A 19,843-nucleotide genomic window follows, 5' to 3' on the forward strand; every position below is an offset into this window, starting at 1 on the left:
CCGCCACGAACGCAAGGCCGTCCACTTCCTGGCCTTCACCAGCATCGCCTGCACCCTCATCTGCTACCGCCGACTCGCCAAATGAGATGACCTCTAAGGCCCGCAGGGCGTGGAAATATCAGGCACTTGTGCCGACTGTAGTCAATGTCGAGATTCCGCAATACTAGAACCAGCATCCGCGAAATGTCGGGCGGCCCGTTGAGCGCCGGTGCGGAACCGGCCGCGCGGCCTCTGCCGACTCCTACGCAGAGCTCGTGTCGACACCGTCAGTCGTCGGACATGGGCTGTTCTGCCGGCAGTGCGGCGAGTGCGGCGGCGAGCTTGCCCCGGCCCGTGACGCCGAGGCGTGGATAGATGCGGTACAGGTGTGCTCCGACGGTGCGGTGCGAGATGAACAGGCGCTGGCCGATCTCCCGGTTGCTCAGCCCCTGGGACGCCAGCACGGCGATCTGCATTTCCTGCGCGGACAGCTGCTCCCCGCTGCTCGCGTGCCGTCGGCCGCTCGACTCGCCGGTGGCCCGCAACTGCTCGCGGGCCATCTCGGCCCAGGGCTGCGCGCCGACCCGGTCGAACTCGGCGCGGGCGAGCCGAAGCGGGTGCCGGGCGTCGACATTGCGGCGTTGGCGGCGCAGCCAGCGGCCGTGGTGCAGCCGGAGCCGGGCGCGGGACAGGGGCCAGTCGGCCGGCAGTGCGGCCACGGCCGCGGTGTACCGCTGCTCCGCGGTGTCGTCCGGAGCCAGCACCGCGTCGGTATAGGCGTGCGCCACCACCATCATGTCCGAGGGCAGCCGTCCGGCCAGCTCCGGCAGGTCGGCCAGCAGATCCCGGGCCTGCCGCACGGTGCCCGCGGCGACCGCGGCATCCGCCAGGTCCGGCGCGAGCAGCCAGCGGCTCACCGAATGGTAGTGCAGATCCGCGGGATCGAAGGCGCGCGCCAGAAGGTCGTACGCCTCGGCCGGACGGCCGCCGAAGAGCGCGAGCAGGCCGTCGGTCTGCTGTGCCATCACGGTGACGAACGGCATTCCCGGGAACAGGCCGTGCGTGCGCAGTTCGCCGGTCGTCCGCGCTGCCTGCTCGGTCTCCCCGCGCAGCGCCGCCACCAGGCCAGCCGTGGCCTTCAGTCCCAGCCAGACGATCCACTCCCCGGTCTCCTCGGCCAGGGCCAGCCCTTCGGCGGACTCCTCGCGAGCCCGCTCCAGTTGACCGAGGTAGACCTGCGGCCAGCTGGCGGCCAGTGATCGGGCGAGCAGACCGAGCCGGCCCTGCGCACGCCAGGCCGCAGCCGCCGCCGCGAGGTACCGGACGGCGCGGCCGACGTCGCCCGTCACCATCGCTCCGCTGCCGAGGAAGTGCAGGATCCGGCCGTCCTGATGGTCCGCTCCGACGGAGTCGAGCCGCGCGATCACGTCGGCTCCGTGCCGGTACGGCTCGGTGTACGCCCGCACGGCCAGCACGTGGGGGGCGTTCGGATCGGGGTTCCATCGATCAAGTTCCGCTGCGGCCCGCGCGCGCACCTGCGCGTCGCCGTCCTGGAAGAAGCACCGTGCGCTGGCCCGCCACAACAGGTTCTCCGCGACGTCTCCGGCTCCCGCGTCGAAGGCTCCGGCCGCCGCGGTGACCATGTCCTGGATCCGTCGCTCCGGCTCGCCCGGTTCGAAAGCGGCACTGTCCGACACCACCATCAGGCGAGCCCGGTCGACCGGGTCCAGCACGCCCATGTCCACGCGGTCCAGCAGTGCCTGGGCGCTGATGCGGTGGTTGATCTCGCTGGACAACTCGGCCGCCCGGACCAGGATGCCGGTCCGGCGCCGCGCATCGAGGACGAGGTCGGCCGCCTGACGCAGCGCCGGGACGGCAGCGGCCGCCTTCCCCCCGGCCTGCGCGGCATCGGCGAAACACTCGAGCCGGGCGGCCAGTTCCTCATCCGGCCCGATCGTGGCCGCTGCCTCGTGGGCGAGTTGGCGCTCGGGGGTGTGGTCCAGCGCCGACGCGAGGGTGCGGTGGGTGGCCAGCCGATCGGCGAGCGTCGCGTGGGTGTAGATCGCCGTGCGCATCAGCGGATGGCGGAACTCGGCGGTGAAACCGGCCAGGGTGACCAGATCCGCGTCGATCGCCTCCTGCACCGCGTCGACGGAGACCGCCGAGCCGCAGAGGCGGCTCGCCAGCTCCAGCAGGAGGTTCAGGGGCGCGGCCGGCTCGGCGGCGAGGACCAGGAGCAGCGTGCGGCACTCCCGGCTCACGGAATCGGTACGGGCTGAGAACGCGTCCTCCAGCCGCTGGGTCAGCGGGAGGTCGTCCAGTTGCGCGGTCACGCCCTGCACGGCCTTGGGCAGCTCCACCAGGGCCAGCGGGTTGCCCGCGGCACGGTCCAGGATGAGCGCCCGCACCGGCGGCGGCAGGTCGGGCGCGACGGCGTCGAGCAGCTCGGCAGCGGCAGGCCGGCTGAGCGGCGGCAGCGGAAGGTCCCGGTGTCCGTACGACTCGGGGTACTGGACCCGGGCGCCGGCGATCACCTGTATGGCGAGGTCATGGGTGCGCCGGGCGACGAACTTGAGCACGTCCCGGCTGGAGGAGTCGATCCACTGCAGGTCGTCCACCAGCAGCAGGAGCGGCTGAAGGCTGGCCTCGTCGGCGAGCAGTTCCAGCACGGCCAGTCCGACCCGGTAGATCTCCGGCTCGGTGTCCCGGGCACCGAACGCCGCGCTCAGCGCCAGCCGGTGCGGATCCGACAGGTCCTTCATGCCACGGGCGACCGGCCGCAGCAGCATCTGCAGTGCGGCGAACGGCAGCCACTGCTCGGGCTCCACACCGGAGGTCCGCAGCACCTTGAAGCCGCTGTCGGCGGCCTCGGCCCCGACCGTGCGCAGCAGAGCCGACTTGCCGAGACCGGCGGCGCCGTGGACCAGCACCGCACCGCCGTGCCCGGCCGCAGCGTCCGCGAGCACCCCTCGCAGGGTGCGCAGCTCCTCGTCCCGCCCGATCACACGCGTGCGGGTCCCACCGTCTGTGGAGGTCGCGACATCTCCGTCCCGGCACGCGCCCCTGCGGCATGCTCAGGCGCCGGACGTCCGCTCTTCGGCACGGCAAGCAGGGGGCACAGCACGTGAAGCTTCTCTCCGCCAGGGACTTTGTTCCGCTCACCATCCTACTCGTCAGGCGCGGGCCACTCGCGGGTGCGGCTCAACCAGCCGTCTCCAGGTCCGGAAAGGCTCTCTCCTCCCCCAGTGGCACGACGTCGAAGGTGCACTTCAGGAATTCGTCGACCACCACTGCGGACGCTGCCACGACGAACGACTCCCCACCGGACCGGAACGACAGGTACACCAGCCCATGGCCTCGGATCTCGTCGGGCCAGATCTGCACGTCGCCGAAACCGTCGAGCCGCTGCCGGCCGGAGGCCAGGAGTTCGCGGCCGAACTCCCACTCGATCACCACGTCACTACCCGCGTTGAACGCCATGAACACCGAGTACGGCTCCGCCCTGCTGTAGCGGAAATCCGTCACGACCGGCATCGGCGCCTCCTCTTCGAGGATGGCCACGACCGTTCGACATGTCACCGGCTCGGGCTCGACGTCCCACCTCGCCCGGCCGTCGGACCGGTGCCCGCCGGGCTTGTGAGCACAGCCTGGCTCGTCATCGGTGTCGAAGGCCTTGCCGCTCATGCTGCGTCCTCTCTCGTCTCCCGTCACGACGGCCGCCGATCGCGTCCACATAACCGTGAAGTCGACCGGGTCACCACGAGCCTGGGACGGGCCGGGACGCAATGCATCAGTCAAGTGACTGCGAGGGCACCCCGGCCGCCATGTGAGACCGACTCAAGTGAAACCGCATTGAATGTGCGGCGGGCGCACTGCCCAGACCCGTCTCCTCTCTGCGCTCTCCACGCGCACCGCCCCACTCACCCGAGATAGTATTGACCGATACGATTACGAGTGAGAAGATCCTCGAGATGCCGAGCAGTTAGGGGTGCAGGCAATCATGGATGTCTACGAGGCTGTCGCAAGCCGGCGCGCCGTGCGGGGATTCACCGGCCGGCAGGTACCCCGGGAGGTGCTGGAGCGCGTGCTGTCCGCCGCGGCCTGGGCGCCGTCCGGCTCGAACCTCCAGCCGTGGCACGTCTACGTACTGGCAGGCCGCCCCCTGGCCGAGCTGAAGAAGCGTGCCGGCGAACGCATAGCCGCGAGCGACCCCTGGGACGAGCCGGAGTACGAGCAGTACCCCGCAGCCCTCCCCAGCCCTTACCAGGAGCGCCGGTCCGCGTTCGGCGAGCAGCGCTACGGCGCGCTCGGCATTCCGCGTGCGGACCTGGAGGCGCGGCAGCGGGCCGCCGCCGCGAACTGGGACTGCTTCGGGGCACCCGCCGCCCTGTTCTGCTACGTCGACCGGCGCATGGGCCGACCCCAGTGGTCGGACCTGGGCATGTATCTGCAGTCCGTGATGCTGCTGCTCCGCGCCGAAGGGCTGCACAGCTGCCCGCAGATGGCCTGGGCGAAGTATCACAGGACCGTCGCGGAGGTCCTGTCACCTCCGGATGCACTCCTACTCTTCTGCGGCATGTCGATCGGGCACGAGGACCTCGGGGCGAGCCGACCTCGGATCGGCCGGGCGCCCCTTGAGGAGACCGTCACGTTCGTCGGCGGCTGACCCGTCGGCGCGGGCGATCGACGCGCGCCGGAGTCAGGGACGGTGGGGGCTGGGGGGCTGGTTCCAGGACAGCAGCTTGTCGGGATTGAGGATGACCCATACCTGCGCGACACGGTGTTCGGCGATGTCGAGGCTGACGACGGCGGCGACCTGGCGGTCGTAACGGGCGATGAGGCCGGTACGCCCGTTGACGGAGTGGGTGGTCAGGGTGGTGCGCGGGTGGCGGCCCAGGAGTGTCAGCAGGCTGCGGGCGACCTGACGGCTGCCGTGTACCGGCCTGCTCAGCGCGCGGACCTTGCCGCCGCCGTCGAAGAACGCCGTGGCGTCGGGACACAGCAGCGCCTCGAGCAGTTCGGCATCCTCGTCCGCACAGGCCTGGCAGACGGCGCGGGCGAGCAGATCCTCCTCACCGGGAGGGGTGGCGCGCGAGCGCTGCATCCGAAGGCTGCGGCGGGCACGGTCGGCGAGCTCGGCGCACTCGGGCTCCGGGCGTCCCACGATGTCGGCCACCGTGCCGGAGGACATCCCGAAGACGTCGTTGAGGACGAACGCCGCCCGTTCGGCCGGTGACAGGGAGTCCAACGCGTTCAGCAGAACCCGGCTGACCTCCTCCGCCAGGCCCTCCCGAGCCTCCACGGCGCCTCCTGGTTCCGTGGGCCGGTCCCGGTCCGCCGCGCTTTCTGACCCGCCGGCCACGCCACGACGGGGACGGGCGAGCAGGCCCAGGCAGATCCCGCCCGCCGTCTTCGTCAGCCAGTGCCGGGGGGTCCTGATCCGGCCCCGCTCCGCGTCGGAGAGCCCGTACCACCGGCGGTAGCTCTCACCGACCACGTTCTCCGCCTCGCGGGAGTCGCCCAGCATCCAGTAGGTGACTTCCAGCAAGTGCCGCCGCTCGTCGAGCAGTTCCCCGACCGGCAACGCGTCAGCGTCAGCGTCGTCCATACGGCTCTCTCCCCCTCACCAGGCACAGCCCGACCAGACCCTCATGTCCCTCGGCTCAATCCTCTGACCGGGCATGCACGCGCCGTGTGACATCGGCCGTCTCCCACGGGCGCGCAAGTCGGAAAATCCTCCGCCGCGAGACCATCTCGTCACACAGGCCGGGGGCAACCGGTCTTCCCTCACGCCGATGTGACACGAACGTCGAGAGGGAGGGCCTGACTGTGCTCGTTGTTCCGGATCCGAAGGTCGTCAGAGGACTGCTGACCCGGTACGCGTGCCTGCGGATCGCGCTCGCCGAGAACGAGGGGCGGGACAGGAGGAGCGAACTCGAGGACGTGAGCTACACGCTGTGCATCACGATGGGTACCCGGACCGTGGACGAGGCGATAGTGGCCGCGGACACGCTGCTCGTGGCGCGGGCCGGGCAGGGCGGCGCACCGGAGCCGGACGCCGTGGCCGGTGTGCCGACGGCCCCCTGACCCAACGTGGTCATCACCGGGCGTGGTCACACCGTGCCGTCGTCCGCGGGGTGGGCGAACCGGGTCAGCAGTGCCGTCAGCTGGGCGCGCTCGGCGGGCTCCAGACCGGCCACCAGGCCCTCGGCCCGCGGCTGCGCCGCCACGTGCGCCGCATCGAACAACTCGACACCCCGCGGCGTGATCTCCACCGACCGAACGCGCCGGTCCCCCGGAACCGGCTTGCGCACGGCCAGCCCCATCCGCTCCAGGTCGTCCACCACCCTCATGACACCCGCCTTGTCCGACCCCGTCGCCGGACCCAGGTCCCGCTGCACGGTCGGCCCCCGGTCGACCAGCACCAGCAACACCGCGAAGTGCCGCAACTCGATCCCCAGCGGACGCAACGCCTCCGTCATCACCCCGGCCACCCGCCAGTGCGCCCGCCGCAACAGCAGTCCGAGCGCGAAAGGCGAGGCGTCCCCGGGACGATCGGTCGCTCGGGAGGCCGACGAGGGGTGAGGAGTACCGGCTGTCACAGCTCCACGCTACCAGCTGTCCGCTCACCCGATACCGTAGCGTTTGACACAGAACGATGAGCGGGTCCGCGGCACGACAACTGCGACCCAGGCGACACCAGGCTTCGATGTCACACCGCGGCGGGCTGTCCGGTCAGTAGTGCGTACCAGCACTTCTGCAAGGAGGACCCATGGACGCACGCCTCAACTACTACGGCAATCCCCTCGCGGGCAAGGTGCTCAAGCACCTCGTCTCGGCCAGCAAGGCACTGTCCGACTCAACGCTGCCGGCCACCGTCCAGTACCTGGTGGAGATCCGCGCCAGCCAGATCAACGGCTGCGGCTTCTGCACGGACATGCACACCAAGGAGGCCACCCACGCGGGGGAGACCTCCGCGCGGCTCAACCTGGTCGCCGCCTGGCGGGAGGCGACGGTCTTCACCGAGGCCGAGCGCGCCGCGCTGGAACTGGCCGAGCAGGGCACCCGCGTGGCGGACGCGGCCGGTGGGGTCACCGCCGAGGCCTGGGCGAACGCAGCCAAGCACTTCGACGAGGACCAACTCGCCGCGCTGACCAGCCTGATCGCCATCATCAACGCCTACAACCGCATCAACATCATCACCCAGCAGCCCGCCGGCAGCTACCAGATCGGCATGTTCGGCTGACCAGGAAGCCGGGGGCCGGACGCCGGACGCCGGACGCCGGGACACAGCCGGGCACGGACGATCCCCGTCCCGCCACCGGTGCCTCCGGGGCGCAGGACGATGTTCCGGCGCCTGCCACGGGCGAGCATCCGCGCGCTCTGTCTTCGCCGCAGACCAACTCGTTGTGAGCCTGGAACCGCCGACGCGGGTTCATCCGTTCCAGGCCGTTATCTGGAGGTAGCACCATGCACGACATGCACTCAGGGGACGGATTCGGACCGAAGATGCTGGCGGACGTCAAGCCGCCCTTCGTTCCCGAGGGCGCTTCGGGGATGACCGTCCTCGTCGAGTGGGCTCCGGGGGACCCGGGGACTCCTCCGCACCGCCACTCGGGGCCGTGTTTCGGGTACGTCATCGAGGGGGCGGTCCGGTGGGAGCTCGAAGGCGAGCCGGAACGTGTGATCAAGGCCGGTGAGACGTTCTGGGAGCCGGGCGGTGAGGTGATCCACTACCAGAACGGCAACGCCTCCTCGGAGGAGCCGGCCAAGTACATCGTGTTCATGATGTGCGCACCGGGCCAGCCGATGCTCACGCTGGTCGACGACGAGGAACTGGAGAAGCGGGCCCACCTGCGCGCCCCCCGCCCCGCGGAGTGATCCGCCGGCTCCCGAGGCTCCCGAGGAGGGCCGCGGCCGGCCGCCGCGTGGCAGGGGACCGGCGTTGAGGGCACCCAGGGCCTGCGGCATGCTTGCCTCATGCGCAGCACTGACCCCACGGGGCACCTGGACCCCGGGCGTGGGGACCAGGCCGGGACCGGGCTGCGCCTCCGTGGCCGGGACCGTGAGATCGCGGCCGTCCGAGAGGCTCTGGTGGCGGTGCGCGGCGGACGGGGCGCCTGCGTCGTCGTGGAAGGAGCACCCGGCGTCGGCAAGAGCCGGCTCCTCGCGGAACTGGACGAGCGGGCCCGACGCTGCGGGTTCGACGTGGTCTCCGTACGGGCAGACGAGTTCGATCAGTACGCGGCGGGAGCCGCCCTCCAGTCGGCCCTGCAGGCCCACGACGGTTCTCCCCGGGCTGCGGCGGGCCTGGACGACCAGCGGCTCCGGCTGCTGGACAGCATCGCGGACGCGCTGGAGGACCGGGCCCAGCGCGCCCCGGTGCTCGTGCTCGTGGACGACGCGCAATGGTCCGATCCGGCCACGCTCTTCGCGCTGCGCACGCTGCCCGGACGACTGGCCGCCTCGCGGATCCTGTGGGTGCTGGCGGTGCGGTCGGAGACCGAGCGCCCGACCGTGGCCAGGGTGCGGGAGGACCTGGAGCGCCTCGGCGCCCGGTGGCTGACGCTCGGCCCGCTGCCCCAGCGGGAACTGGAACACATCGCTGCCGACGTGCTCGGGACGGAACCGTCCACCGATCTGGCCAGGCTGCTGCGAGGGGTCGCCGGCAATCCGTTCCTCGCGATCGAACTGGTGCGCTCCTTCCCCGGCCCGGAGGCCGCCGAAGCAGCGGCGGGCGCAGCGGACCGCCTGTACCGCGACATTCCCGCCGCCTTCGGTCAGAGAGTCGCCGCACGTCTGCACCAGCTGCCCGAGGACGCCGTCCGCCTCGTCCAGATCGGCTCCGTCCTCGGCCGCGAATTCGACTTCGGGACGGCCGCCCGCATGCTCGGCAGGCAGGTCGGCAGCCTGCTCTCCGGCGTGGAAGCCGCACTGAACAGCGGCCTGCTCTCGGCGGACGGCCCGCGACTCGCCTTCCGCCACGACCTCCTGCGCCAGGCCGTGCACGAGAACCTGCCGCCGGCCGTGCGGGCCGCGCTGCACCGGGAGGCCGCCGAGAGCCTGCGCGCCGACGGGGCACGGTCGGCGGAGGTGGCCTGGCATGTCGTCATGGCGGGCGGCCCGGTGGACGACGACGCCGTGACCAGGCTGCACACCGCCGTACGGGAACTGTCGTCGACGGCCCCCGACGCCGCCGCGGACCTGGCCCGGCGGATCGCCGGTCTGCTGCCCCCGCGCGACCGGCGCCGCGTCGGTCTGCTCACCGACGCCGCCGAGTACCTCGGCCGGACCCGCCGGGTCCACGAGGCGCTCGAACTGGTCGACACGACCCTGTCGGACGGTCTGGAGCCGACGCAGGAGGCGAACCTGCGCCTGGTGGCCGCCGAGATACACCAGGCCGCGGGCGACGACGCGGCCGCCATGACCCACCTCCAGCAGGCCCTGGACCTCCCCGCGCTGCCGCACGAACTGCGGGTCCTGCTGCTGAAGACCCAGGCGACGGGCCATGTGTACCTCGGGAACATCACGGCTGCCGAGCGGACGGACACCGGCCTGGTCGGGGCCTCCTACCGGAGCGACGATCCGGCCGTCGTCGTCAGCGTCATGGTGTTCCAGTCGCAGACGTCCTTCTACCGCGGGCGCCTCGGCCGGGCGCTGGAGCTCGCCGAGGCCGCCACCGCACGCGCCCGTGCCGAGCCCGCCGTGCCCCACCTGAGGCCCCCGCGCATTCCGGCGCTGTGGCTGGCCACGGTACTGACCAGCACCGACCGGCTCGCCGACGCCGAGCGGGTGCTGCGTGAGGGCCAGCACGAAGCGGAGGCGCTGGGCCTCGGCTGGTCACTTCCGCACTGGCACGCCCGCCGTGCCTGCGCCCTGCTCGAACAGGGCGCGCTGGACGACGCGGCTGTGGAGGCCGAGGCCGGTCTGGCGGTGGCAGGCGACCTCGAGATCACCCAGCCGGATCCGCAGGCCCGTGCCGTGCTGGCACTGGTGGAGATCAGGCGCGGCGACCTCGCCAGGGCAGGGGAGCATCTCCGCGCGGCCGAAGCCGGCTCCGCCGGGAACGCGCGGCGGTACGCCCTGTGGGTGTCGCTCGCGCGCGCCTGCCTGGCGGACGCTGAGGGCAGCGGCCAGGCAGCCGCAGCGGCGTTCGCCGACGCCTTCGAGGACACCGAGCCGACGCGGCTGCTCACCCTCCCGCCGTCCCACTGGGCCGCCATCGCGCGTATCGCGCTGCGCGGCGGGGCACCGTCGGTCGCGCAGGCCGTGTCGAGCGCGCTGAGCACCCTGACCGCCCGGGACGACGGCCAGGAGATCTGCGCGGCCGTCCGTGCCCACGTGGACGGTCTGCTCCGCGGCGATCCCCGTGCACTCGCGTCCGCCGTCGCCGGCTACCGGAGCACCGGCAGGCGACTGGCTCTGGCCGCGGCCTGCGAGGACCTCGGCGAGCTCATGGCCGCCTCGGCCGATACCGCGGAGGCGATCCGCTGCCTGGAAGAGGCGGGCCGGCTGGCGTCGGCCTCAGGAGCCGGGGGCGATCACGAGCGGCTCAGGCGGCGTCTGCGGCGACTGGGGGTGCCCGCCGGTGTCCCGCGGCTCGGCAAGGACATCTCCCCGGGGTGGGGGAGCCTGACCGAATCCGAGCGGAATCTGGTCCCGCTCGTCGTGGACGGACTCACCAACCGGGCGATCGCCGACCGGCTCCACGTGTCCGTGCACACCGTCAACACCCACATGAGGCACATCTTCACCAAGCTCGGCATCAACACCCGCGTCGAACTGACCCGGCTGGCCGTCGAACGGGGCGGTGCCGCCGACGGGACCGGGTGAGGGGCGCCCAGGCGTTCACCGCGCGGCCCGCGCGGCCGGAGCCACGGCTCACACGAAGGCGCTCTGCCCGGTTATGGACTTGCCGACGATGAGGGTCTGCATCTGGCGGGTGCCCTCGTAGGAGTAGAGGGCCTCGGCGTCGGCGAAGAACCGTGCGACGTCGTGGTCGAGGACGATGCCGTCGCCGCCGAAGATCTCACGGGCGGCCGCGACGACCTCCCGCATCCGGGACGTGGTGAACCCCTTCGCCAGCGCCGAGTGCTCGTCGCGGAAGACGCCCTGATCCTGCAGCCGGGCGAGCTGCACCAACATGCCCCAGGAGGCGGTGATGTCGCCGAGGCACTTCACCAGAAGGTCCTGCACCATCTGGAATCCGGCGATCGGACGCCCGAACTGCCGGCGTTCCCTGGCGTAGGCGAGGGCGAGCTCGTAGGCGCCGATCATGACCCCCAGGGCCTGCCAGGCGACACCGCTGCGCGTGAAGCGCAGGATCTCCGCGACGTCCCGGAAGGAGGAGATGTTCTGGAGGCGGTCGGCCTCCGGGACCCGTACGTCGGTCAGGGTGATCTCGGCGTTCTGCACGATCCGGAGCGCGATCTTGCCCTCGATCTTCACCGGCACGAACCCGGGGGTGCCCTTCTCGACGACGAAGCCCTTCACCTGGTTGTCGTCCACGTCCCGCGCCCACACCACGACGTGGTCCGCGAAGGTGGCGTTGCCGATCCACCTCTTCGCGCCGTTGAGCACCCAGGTGTCGCCCCGGCGCTCGGCGGTGGTGCGCATGCCGCCCGAGACGTCGGAGCCGCCCAGCGGCTCGGTCAGGGCGAAGGCGCCTATCTTCTCCATCGAGGCCATGGCGGGCAGCCACCTCTCGCGCTGCTCCCGGTCGCCGCCGGTGAGGACGGAGTAGAAGCTGAGCCCGTCGTGGACGCCGAAGAAGGTGGCGACCGAGGCGTCGACGCGACTCATCTCCATCGCGAGCATGCCGCCGAGCAGATGGCTCGCGGCGGGCCGGTGGGCACCGTAACCCTCGTACGGCAGGGCGGTCAGGCCGCTCCCGCGGAACCTCTCGACGAGTTCCACGGGGAACTCGCCCTTCTTCCAGTGCTCGTTGATCAACGGCTTCACCGCGTCACGCAGGAAGGCGCGGGCCTTGAGGAGTATCGCCCGTTCCTCGTGCGAAAGAAGCGCCTCGTAGTGGTAGAAGTCGGCGCCGCGCAGGTCGTCGGTGAGCACAGCGGGAGTGGTGGTCATGTCGTTCTCCTGGAGGGAATTCGTTTCCGTCAATGGGGCATCAGCAGCATGACCAGCGTTCCCATGGCCGTCGCTCCGTCCCAGAAGCGGTGGCAGACGCTGCCGAGGCTGGTCGAGTCGGCCACCGTGCCGGTGGTGGTGCGCAGTGCGGGTATGCCGCGGGTCAGCGAGTGCAGAGCACAGGCGAGCAGGTACAGCGCCAGCCCGCCGGTCACGACGCTGTCGGCCTTCGATCCGGCCAGGGAGTGGCCGCCCTGCATGGCCTGGTGGGCCGGCGGGACGCCGTCGGCCATGGCCCCTTGTGCGTGACCGGTCGCGCGGTACGACATCCAGGTCATGGCCGCCATGCCCACCGCGTAGGGCAGTCTCCGCACGGTCGCCGACAGCCGTCCCTCCGGGCCGCTCCTGACGGCTGTCAGCGGGAACCACAGTGCGGCGGCAGCGAAGAAGACCGACTGCGGCAGCGCCGGCAGGGCGCCGCCCCAGCTCCACGGCATCGCCGCCATGGCCAGCGCCATGGCGGCGTGCAGCAGGTGGTCGACGCGGCTGCGGCAACCACCGGTCCGGGTCCGGACGCTCTGCCGGAGCGCCCGGACGGCGGCCGCCGCGAACAGGGCGGTCAGCATGGAGTGGACGACTTCAGTGGCGCTCATGCCGAGGCGCACCCTTCCCCGGAGCGGTCAGCATCCGCGTCGGAACAGCAGCGTGTGGACGGGCGGCTGGTCAGCCGGTGGGGCGCGGGGCACGCAGGTGGGCCCGTTCGGCCAGTTCCTGCTCGTCGACGAGGTCGAGCATCGGCTTGCCCGGCGCGCACATCATGGTCACGACGAACCTGTTCCGCGCGTCCGTCAGCGCGTTGCCGTCCTGGTGGTGGATCACATCACCACCCGGCTCCCAGAACGTCCCGCCGGCTTCGACGACGCGCTCGGGTTCGCCCTCCAGTTCGAAGCGGACGGCTCCCTCCACGACGTACCCGAAGGAGGGGTCCGAGTGGCGGTGCGGCGGGGTTCCCTGGTCACCGGGCTCCCACTCGACCTGAATGGTCATCGCCGACGCACCCTCGGGAATGGCGAGCGGTGCCACGTCCTGGAGCATCGTCACCGCCGTCTTCCAGCCTTCCGACGTCTCCGGCATCGTGTTGCACCTCCGTAGATCCGCTGTGTGCTGAGCCAGACATACCTGGCGACCGGAACATCTCCGGACAGACATGCTGTCGGTCGGCCGTGTGTTTCCACGTCCTGGTCCCGCGCACGTCTCGCCGTGTTGACCGGATGCCGAGGTGATCCGTGACATGTGAGGTCGTGCCGCGATGTCACACCGTCGGCGTGAGCGCCGTACCGTTCTCCGGCGCGAGGGCGACGCCCAGCAGTTCCCCGAGGCGTTTCCTGGTGTCCTCTGCGCCGCGATGCAGAACGGTGGCCATGCCCAGGGCCTCGGCGGGCGGCAGGTTCTCCGCGTTGTCGTCGACGAAGACGCAGTCCCCGCCGGGCACTTCGAGCATCGACAGGAGGAGTTGATACGCGGTCGGCTCCGGTTTGCGCACGCCGTGCCGCCCGGAGACGAGCGCCGCGTCGAAGGACGCGTCGATGTCGAAGCCCTGATACATGTTCCACGGCGCCAGGCCCATGCTGTTGGACAGCAGACCCGTCTTCAGGCCGCGGGCGCGGGCCTGGGCCGGAACCGACGCCATGGCTTCGTCGAGACGGGAGTCCGCGAAGATCCGGCCCAGCAGGCCGGTGCCGTCGATGCCCAGCGTCCGCCCCAGGCGCCGGTTCCAGGCGGACTGTGTGGCCCGGCCGCGTTCGAGGTCGTGGGTGAGCGCGACCATCGCCGGGTTCCGGTACCAGCCGTCCGCCACCGCCCCTTCGGAAAGGCCCTCGCGGGCCTCGAAGCGACGTACCGCGTCATCGAGTGACGTGGTGAGCACACCGCCGAAGTCCACGATGAGACATGTTCTCGGCACAGTCTTCCGAACCTCTCTGCCACACCGTCCGCCGACAGCCGTGCGGCACTGTCAGCCACGGTGGTCGTCCGTGATCTCCCGGTACTCCTTCGGGGTCGGCTTGGGTATCTGCGAGCCCTCGCCGTAGAGGGCGCGGCTGATCCCGGCCCGCAGGTGCCGGGCGAGACGCGCGCCGGCACCCCCGCCGTTCGCACTGGATGTGATCGGCGTGTACTGCTCGTGCTGGGTCAGGAGGTGGAGTTCCGCCCGGCCGAGAGGTGCGTGGACCTCGACGAACTCGCCGTGCGGAAGGCGCTTGACGATGCCCGTCTCGCGGCCGTGCAGCACCTTGTCGCGATCTGTGCGCTGCAGACCGAGGGCCCACCGCTTGGCCACCGTGTAGGCCGCGACCGGCACGACGAACAGGCCGATGCGGACCGTCCATGTCACGGATTCGACCGAGAGGTGGAACCGGGTGGCGATGATGTCGTTCGCCGCGCCGACGAGCGACACCAGGTAGAAGCCGACCCAGGCGACGCCGAGAGCCGTGCGCACGGGACGGTTGCGCGGTCTGTCGAGCAGGTGCTGCTCGCGATCGTCCCCGGTCACCCAGGACTCGACGAACGGATACACGCCCATGGCCAGGAAGAAACCGACGCCCACCACCAGCGGTATCAGGTTGTCCAGGGCCAGGGTGTGCCCCCGGAGGGCGATCTCCCAGCCGGGCATCACGCGCAGCAGTCCGTCCGCCACGCCCATGTACCAGTCGGGCTGCGATCCGGCCGAGACCTGGTCGGCGCGGTAAGGGCCGTACAGCCAGATCGGATTGATCTGCACGAGTGCCGCGATCGCGAAGACGACACCGGCGACCAGGAAGAAGACACCCGCGGACTTCACCGCCCGTACCCTCGGCGGCGGACCCACCAGGTTCCTGTTGCTCCGCCCCGGGCCCGGATACTGCGTGTGCCTGTGGTGGAGCAGCAGGATCAGGTGGGCCACCAGCAGGCCCACCATGACGGCCGGGATGACCAGGACATGGATCGCGTTGAAGCGCGCCACCAGTTCGCTGCCCGGGAACCCGCCTCCGAAGAGGAACATCGACAGGTAGGTTCCGACGACCGGCACGGAGAGGATCGTCCCGTTCACGACGGCGAGCCCGGTGCCGGACAGCAGGTCGTCCGGCAGGTCGTACCCCGTCAACCCGCCGAACATCCCGAGGACCAGTAGCAGGAAGCCGAACAGCCACTGGAACTCACGGGGTTTGCGGAAGGCGCCGGTGAAGAACACGCGCAGCATGTGGACGAGCGCGGCCCCGATGAACACCAGCGCCGCCCAGTGGTGCGCCTGCCGGATCAACAGGCCGCCACGGACGTCGAAGGAGACGTGCAGGGTGGAGTCGAACGCCTCGGACACCGTCCGCCCCCGCAACGGCAGGTAACTGCCGTCGTACCGCACCTCTTTCATCGACGGATGGAAGTACAGGCTCAGGTAGATCCCGGTCACGACGATGACGAGGAAGCTGTAGAGGCAGATCTCTCCCAACAGGAAGGACCAGTGGTCTGGGAAGACTCTGCGCGCTCCGGCCCGCAGGCCGTACGGGCCGAGGCGTCCGTCCGCCCAGCGGGCGATGCGCTCCCCACCGCCTCCTTCGGCTGCTTCTTCCTTCTGGCTCTGATCATCCATGCCCCGGCAACCATTCCTCACCCGGCCCGCAAAGGGACTCCCTTGACGACATGAGCCCGCCCTGTAGCCGGACAGGGAACGGACACGGCAGGTCGGTCGCTGATCGTGGGCGGAACCGAGTCAGCACCGAGTCAGCGGGGCGCCTGATCCGCGCTCCCTGGGCGAGCAGGCTCATGACTGCTTCCACCCGTATGACCGGGCACGAGGCGTGGATGTGACGTGTGCGGCCCGAGGTGGTGCCCGGCGCCGTCGCGGCGTCGCATCAGGCGGCGCTCGCCTTCCGTCGTCCCACCCCAGATGCCTTCCACCTGCTCGGCCCGCAGGGCCCAGTGCAGGCACTCCTCCATGACCGGGCATCGACGGCAGACGGCCTTGGCCTCGGTGATCTGAACATGCGTCAGACCGCCGTCCCCTATGGGGAAGAACAGATCGGGGTCGAGGCGCACGCAGGCTCCCCGTTCACGCCAGTGGGTGGCGTTCTCGCGTGGTGCAGCAGCCATGGCAGAGAGGACCTCCAGGGTGTCATCCGGGACAGGGCACCTGGCCGGCGTGTGACAGGACGGCGCGCACCCGATCAGGGCACAATCTTGCGGGGGTTGAAGTTGCCGCCCGGGTCGGCTGCGCCGAAGAGCCCCGACATGATCGCGACACCCTCGGGCGAGATGTCCTCCGCCAACCAGGGCGCGTGCTCCAGGCCCACCCCGTGGTGGTGCGAGATCGTTCCGCCGGCGTCGACGAACGCCTGCTGGATCGCGTGCTTGACGGTGTCGTACTCGCCGAGCGGGTCGTCACCGAAGACGAAGGCGAAGGTGAAATAGAGGCAGGCTCCGGAGTGGTAGGAGTGCGACAGGTGCGACATGGTCCAGCCGGCGCGGCCGATCCGCTCGTAGGCGCGGTCGGCCGCCTCGTAGACCGCGGCGTGGATGCCGCGGAGCTTCGACCACGGGCCCGCGGTCTCGCTCACGTCGCCGGCCGCGCCGCGGTCGAGCAGGAAGTCGCGGATGTACGGGGTGTCGAACTTCTTCTGGTCGTAGAGCGCACCGGGTCCCGTGCCGACGCCGATGCCGTGATGCCGGCGCACGATCTTGTCGACGGCCGACTTCTGCCGCTTCACGTGTGCCTTGTCGCCCTCAAAGCCGATGAAGGAGAGGCACATCTCGTCGAGGTTCCAGCCGCGTCTCCTCAGGTACGCCATGAGGCCGGCCTGTGCCGTCCTGCGGATGCCCTTCGACTCCTTGCTCGTCGCCAGGGAGAAGGCCGTCTCGTGCGCGTCCGAGACCCGGGTGACGGAAGGCGAGACGTCGCTCTCCGCGATCTCCCGCATCGCCGCGAGGCCGTGGTCGAGACTCTGGAAGAAGTAGGCGTGGATTGCGCGCTTCGCGGGGAGCCGGTGCACCTGCACGGTGACCTCGGTGATGACGCCGAGCCGCCCCTCGGAGCCCACCACCATCTCCCGGACGCTCGGCCCGGTCGACGCGCTCGGCACGGCACGGACCACGAGGACCCCGCCGGCCCGCACGACGCGCAGCCCCTTGACGATGTCCGCGATGTCGCCGTACTTGTCCGACTGCATGCCGGACGACCGGGTGGCGACCCACCCGCCCAGCGTCGAGTGGGTGAACGAGTCGGGGAAGTGTCCCATCGTCCAGCCGTCCCGGTTGAGTGCGGCCTCCAGATCAGGACCCAGTGCCCCGGCCTGGGCCCGTGCCAGGCCGGAATCGGGGTCGATCTCCAGCACCCGGTCGAGGCGGCCGAGGTCGAGCGAGACGACCACCCGGGTCTCGTCCGCGTGCGGCTCCAGGCTGCCGGCGATGTTGCTGCCGCCCCCGAAGGGAATGACCACGGCGTCCGCTGCGACGGCCGCGTCGACGACGCGCCGCACCTCCGTCTCGTCGGCCGGGTAGACGATCACATCGGGACTGCGCGCGATCTCGCCGGCCCGGATGCGGACCAGGTCACGCAGGCTCTTGCCGTAGGTGTGGACGACCCGGGACAGGTCGTCCACGAGGACGTTCCCGGCTCCGACGATGTCGGTCAGCAGCGCGACGAACCACTCCGGCGCCGTCGAGGCCGGCACCTGCAACCGCCCGACGTCGGGCCGTTCCGCATCAAGCCCGCCCGCCCGCAGGTCGAGGCCGATGGTCTTCTGCACGAACGGCGCGAAACCAGGTTTGTCCTCGTGCCGGAAGCCGACACCTTCCACGCCCCAGCCCCACCACTTCATGTGTCTCACCTCAGCGGTGGGGGTCGCGTCGGTGCGGCGGACGGGTGCGGTCACGAACGGTCTCCTTCGGGTGTAGGGCGTGGGGTCGTCCGCACGCCGAGAATGCGGTCGGAGTTCTCCTCGGTGAGGGTGCGGATCGCCGAGCGGACACGTTCGGTGAACTCGCTCCTCGACTCCCCGGGAAAGGCAGTGAGCGGTTCGCCGAAGACGACGCCGACCGGCAGCCGGCCCGGCTTCGGCCAGTTCGATCCGCGAGGATGCGCCGCGTGCGCGCCGATGACGGCGACGGGGAGCACCGGCACCCCGGCCGACGAGGCGAGCGCCGCCGCCCCGGGCTTGAACGCTCCGAGTGAGCCGTCGCGTGACCGGGTCCCCTCGGGAAAGATCAGCAGCGGCACTCCCCGGTTCAGCAGGGCCTTGGCGCTCACTGCGCGCGCGTTCGTGCCGGTGCGGTCGACCGGGAAGGCGTTGAAGAAGAGGGCCGTGAGGCCGCGCCGCCGCCACACGTCGAAGAAGTAGTCCGCGGCGGCTCCCACCGCGAGGTAGCGCGCCAGCCGGCGCGGCAGTGCGCCCAAGATGAGCGGCGTGTCGAGGTGAGAGGTGTGATTGGCGACGACGACATACGCGTCCTCGACGTCCGCCAACCGCTCGCGCCCGAGTACCGTGACGCTGGTCAGGCTCCAGACGAGGGGCTTGAGCAGCCCCCGCTGTGCGATGAAACGCGCCGCAGCGTGTGAGCTCGAGGTGAAACGGCCGCGTATCGCCGACGGCATCCGCTTCCTTCCCGTGCGGGTTCGCCCGCACTGGTTGCTTCAGTGAGTGAGACTGTCGTCGCGGCCGGACGAGATCCGGCGCGAGATCCACCGCACCACGCGGCGTGGAAGACGGCGTGTGCACCAGAGCAGCAGCCGGTACCGGAAGCTCGGTACGGAGATCACCCGTCCGCGGCGCACGTCGCGCAGCGCCGTCTCGACGACGCGCCGGGCGTCCAGCCAGAGGAAGCCCGGAACGCCCGACGACCGGATACCGGCCCGCGTGTGGAACTCGGTACGGACCCAGCCCGGACAGAGTGCCGTCACGCTGACGCCCGTCCCGTGGAGCTCGTTCGCCAGTCCTTCGGAGAGCGAGGTCACGAAGGCCTTGACCGCCGAATAGCTGCCCATCGTGACGAACCCGGCCGTGCTCGACACATTGACGACCGCACCGTGCCCGCGTCCGCGCATGGCCCGGCCGGCGGCGCCGGCGAGTACCAGCACCGCACGCCCCATGACCTCGATCGCGCGGTCGTGCGGCGCGCTGTCGGCCGAGGTCATCGGTGCGCGCACGCCGAAACCGGCGTTGTTCACGAGCATGTCCACCGGCCGGGCGGAAACCTCCAGCCGGGCGGCGACCCGTGCGACGTCGGCACGCACGGCCAGGTCGGCGCGCAACACCTCGGCGGCGCGGCCCCGGGACCCGAGCTCGGCGGCCATCCGGCCCAGCCGCTCCCCGTCGCGCGCCACCAGGACCAGTTCCCAGCCGCGGTCCGCGAGGGCGCGGGCGAACGCCGCCCCGATCCCGGAGGTGGCACCGGTGACGAGCGCGACCCGCGGACGGTTCAGCACGGGCTCACCCGCCCTCCGCTCGGCATCCGGGATGCCCGCCCGGCCGTCGCCCTGAGGGAGGGCCGCCCGGCCGACGACCGGCTCCGGCAGCGGCACCAGGTGACGTGCCTCGTGCAACGGCAGCTGGCTGAGTCCATGTGCCTGACACACCTTTCGATTCCGGGGTCATCGCGTTAGACCGGGTACGCCTCCGCCGTGTGACACGAGCGTCCGCACATGACGGAGGCGAGCGGTGTCACACATGTGCCGGTGGCGCGGTCTTATGTGTCGGTCCCCGACGGCTCCTCGCGGGTTCCGGGACCGCTGCAGAGTCCACCGCTCCCG

17 protein-coding genes and 1 pseudogene are annotated in these 19,843 nt (G+C 70.9%); 5 read left to right on the forward strand and 13 right to left on the reverse strand.

Translation table 11 applies throughout. From position 1 onward, the window contains the following. Positions 1 to 266: 266 nt before the first annotated feature. Positions 267 to 2,984, reverse strand: coding sequence for an AAA family ATPase (locus AB0M11_RS36355; protein ID WP_365712452.1), 2,718 nt, complete (start codon positions 2,982 to 2,984; stop codon positions 267 to 269). 196 nt (positions 2,985 to 3,180) lie between these two features. Beyond that, complete coding sequence (locus AB0M11_RS36360) at positions 3,181 to 3,663, reverse strand: SsgA family sporulation/cell division regulator (protein ID WP_365712453.1); 483 nt, start codon at positions 3,661 to 3,663, stop codon at positions 3,181 to 3,183. Positions 3,664 to 3,979: 316 nt separating this feature from the next. On the opposite strand from AB0M11_RS36360, the gene AB0M11_RS36365 reads away from it, so the two are divergent. Continuing rightward, positions 3,980 to 4,645: a nitroreductase gene (locus tag AB0M11_RS36365; RefSeq protein WP_365712454.1), complete on the forward strand. Its 666-nt coding sequence runs from the start codon at positions 3,980 to 3,982 to the stop codon at positions 4,643 to 4,645. A gap of 33 nt (positions 4,646 to 4,678) precedes the next feature. On the opposite strand, the gene AB0M11_RS36370 is transcribed toward AB0M11_RS36365, so the two are convergent. Next, the gene (locus AB0M11_RS36370) at positions 4,679 to 5,587 is read right to left on the reverse strand and encodes a sigma factor-like helix-turn-helix DNA-binding protein (protein ID WP_365712455.1); all 909 of its coding nucleotides are present in this window, start codon (positions 5,585 to 5,587) and stop codon (positions 4,679 to 4,681) included. Positions 5,588 to 5,808: 221 nt separating this feature from the next. Between AB0M11_RS36370 and AB0M11_RS36375 the strand changes: the two genes are divergently transcribed. Then, complete coding sequence (locus AB0M11_RS36375; protein ID WP_365712456.1) at positions 5,809 to 6,066, forward strand: DUF5133 domain-containing protein; 258 nt, start codon at positions 5,809 to 5,811, stop codon at positions 6,064 to 6,066. Between the two features lie 26 nt (positions 6,067 to 6,092). On the opposite strand, the gene AB0M11_RS36380 is transcribed toward AB0M11_RS36375, so the two are convergent. Beyond that, a complete protein-coding gene (locus AB0M11_RS36380; RefSeq protein WP_365712457.1) occupies positions 6,093 to 6,581 on the reverse strand; it encodes a MarR family transcriptional regulator in 489 nt (162 codons plus the stop codon). 170 nt (positions 6,582 to 6,751) lie between these two features. On the opposite strand from AB0M11_RS36380, the gene AB0M11_RS36385 reads away from it, so the two are divergent. From AB0M11_RS36385 to AB0M11_RS36395, 3 genes are all read left to right on the forward strand, one after another. Beyond that, positions 6,752 to 7,225: a carboxymuconolactone decarboxylase family protein gene (locus AB0M11_RS36385; protein WP_365712458.1), complete on the forward strand. Its 474-nt coding sequence runs from the start codon at positions 6,752 to 6,754 to the stop codon at positions 7,223 to 7,225. Between the two features lie 233 nt (positions 7,226 to 7,458). Beyond that, entirely contained in the window at positions 7,459 to 7,860 is a 402-nt protein-coding gene (locus AB0M11_RS36390) for a cupin domain-containing protein (RefSeq protein WP_365712459.1), read from the forward strand. 99 nt (positions 7,861 to 7,959) lie between these two features. Further along, a complete protein-coding gene (locus AB0M11_RS36395; protein WP_365712460.1) occupies positions 7,960 to 10,812 on the forward strand; it encodes an AAA family ATPase in 2,853 nt (950 codons plus the stop codon). A 48-nt stretch (positions 10,813 to 10,860) separates the two neighbouring features. Here AB0M11_RS36395 and AB0M11_RS36400 read toward each other — a convergent pair whose 3' ends face one another. The 9 genes and pseudogenes from AB0M11_RS36400 to AB0M11_RS36440 all read right to left on the reverse strand — a co-directional run bounded on the left by AB0M11_RS36400 (position 10,861) and on the right by AB0M11_RS36440 (position 19,519). Further along, positions 10,861 to 12,066, reverse strand: coding sequence for an acyl-CoA dehydrogenase family protein (locus AB0M11_RS36400; RefSeq protein WP_365712461.1), 1,206 nt, complete (start codon positions 12,064 to 12,066; stop codon positions 10,861 to 10,863). A gap of 29 nt (positions 12,067 to 12,095) precedes the next feature. Further along, the gene (locus tag AB0M11_RS36405) at positions 12,096 to 12,719 is read right to left on the reverse strand and encodes a DUF5134 domain-containing protein (protein WP_365712462.1); all 624 of its coding nucleotides are present in this window, start codon (positions 12,717 to 12,719) and stop codon (positions 12,096 to 12,098) included. Between the two features lie 70 nt (positions 12,720 to 12,789). Beyond that, positions 12,790 to 13,200, reverse strand: coding sequence for a cupin domain-containing protein (locus tag AB0M11_RS36410; protein ID WP_365712463.1), 411 nt, complete (start codon positions 13,198 to 13,200; stop codon positions 12,790 to 12,792). Positions 13,201 to 13,378: 178 nt separating this feature from the next. After that, complete coding sequence (locus AB0M11_RS36415; RefSeq protein WP_365712464.1) at positions 13,379 to 14,008, reverse strand: HAD family phosphatase; 630 nt, start codon at positions 14,006 to 14,008, stop codon at positions 13,379 to 13,381. A gap of 72 nt (positions 14,009 to 14,080) precedes the next feature. Continuing rightward, on the reverse strand, positions 14,081 to 15,691 hold the full coding sequence (locus tag AB0M11_RS36420; RefSeq protein ID WP_365712465.1) for a cytochrome b N-terminal domain-containing protein: 1,611 nt from the start codon (positions 15,689 to 15,691) through the stop codon (positions 14,081 to 14,083). A gap of 251 nt (positions 15,692 to 15,942) precedes the next feature. After that, positions 15,943 to 16,191 (reverse strand): annotated as a pseudogene (locus tag AB0M11_RS36425) (WhiB family transcriptional regulator); the annotation flags it as partial. A 74-nt stretch (positions 16,192 to 16,265) separates the two neighbouring features. Beyond that, positions 16,266 to 17,969 (reverse strand): FAD-binding oxidoreductase, encoded by a 1,704-nt coding sequence (locus AB0M11_RS36430; RefSeq protein WP_365712467.1) that lies wholly within the window; start codon positions 17,967 to 17,969, stop codon positions 16,266 to 16,268. After that, entirely contained in the window at positions 17,966 to 18,688 is a 723-nt protein-coding gene (locus tag AB0M11_RS36435; protein ID WP_365712468.1) for a lysophospholipid acyltransferase family protein, read from the reverse strand. Before AB0M11_RS36435 ends, AB0M11_RS36430 begins: the two co-directional genes overlap by 4 nt. Positions 18,689 to 18,727: 39 nt before the next feature. Next, positions 18,728 to 19,519: an SDR family NAD(P)-dependent oxidoreductase gene (locus AB0M11_RS36440; protein WP_365712476.1), complete on the reverse strand. Its 792-nt coding sequence runs from the start codon at positions 19,517 to 19,519 to the stop codon at positions 18,728 to 18,730. Between the last annotated feature and the right edge of the window lie 324 nt (positions 19,520 to 19,843).

It is taken from the genome of Streptomyces sp. NPDC051987, assembly GCF_040680735.1.
Lineage (GTDB): Bacteria > Actinomycetota > Actinomycetes > Streptomycetales > Streptomycetaceae > Streptomyces.

Coding starts and splice junctions, on each gene's coding strand:
- AB0M11_RS36360 (WP_365712453.1), bottom strand. CDS start 3,663: ATGAGCGGCAAGGCCTTCGACACCGATGACGAGCCAGGCTGTGCTCAC.
- AB0M11_RS36365 (WP_365712454.1), top strand. CDS start 3,980: ATGGATGTCTACGAGGCTGTCGCAAGCCGGCGCGCCGTGCGGGGATTC.
- AB0M11_RS36370 (WP_365712455.1), bottom strand. CDS start 5,587: ATGGACGACGCTGACGCTGACGCGTTGCCGGTCGGGGAACTGCTCGAC.
- AB0M11_RS36385 (WP_365712458.1), top strand. CDS start 6,752: ATGGACGCACGCCTCAACTACTACGGCAATCCCCTCGCGGGCAAGGTG.
- AB0M11_RS36390 (WP_365712459.1), top strand. CDS start 7,459: ATGCACTCAGGGGACGGATTCGGACCGAAGATGCTGGCGGACGTCAAG.
- AB0M11_RS36395 (WP_365712460.1), top strand. CDS start 7,960: ATGCGCAGCACTGACCCCACGGGGCACCTGGACCCCGGGCGTGGGGAC.
- AB0M11_RS36400 (WP_365712461.1), bottom strand. CDS start 12,066: ATGACCACCACTCCCGCTGTGCTCACCGACGACCTGCGCGGCGCCGAC.
- AB0M11_RS36405 (WP_365712462.1), bottom strand. CDS start 12,719: ATGAGCGCCACTGAAGTCGTCCACTCCATGCTGACCGCCCTGTTCGCG.
- AB0M11_RS36410 (WP_365712463.1), bottom strand. CDS start 13,200: ATGCCGGAGACGTCGGAAGGCTGGAAGACGGCGGTGACGATGCTCCAG.
- AB0M11_RS36420 (WP_365712465.1), bottom strand. CDS start 15,691: ATGGATGATCAGAGCCAGAAGGAAGAAGCAGCCGAAGGAGGCGGTGGG.
- AB0M11_RS36435 (WP_365712468.1), bottom strand. CDS start 18,688: ATGCCGTCGGCGATACGCGGCCGTTTCACCTCGAGCTCACACGCTGCG.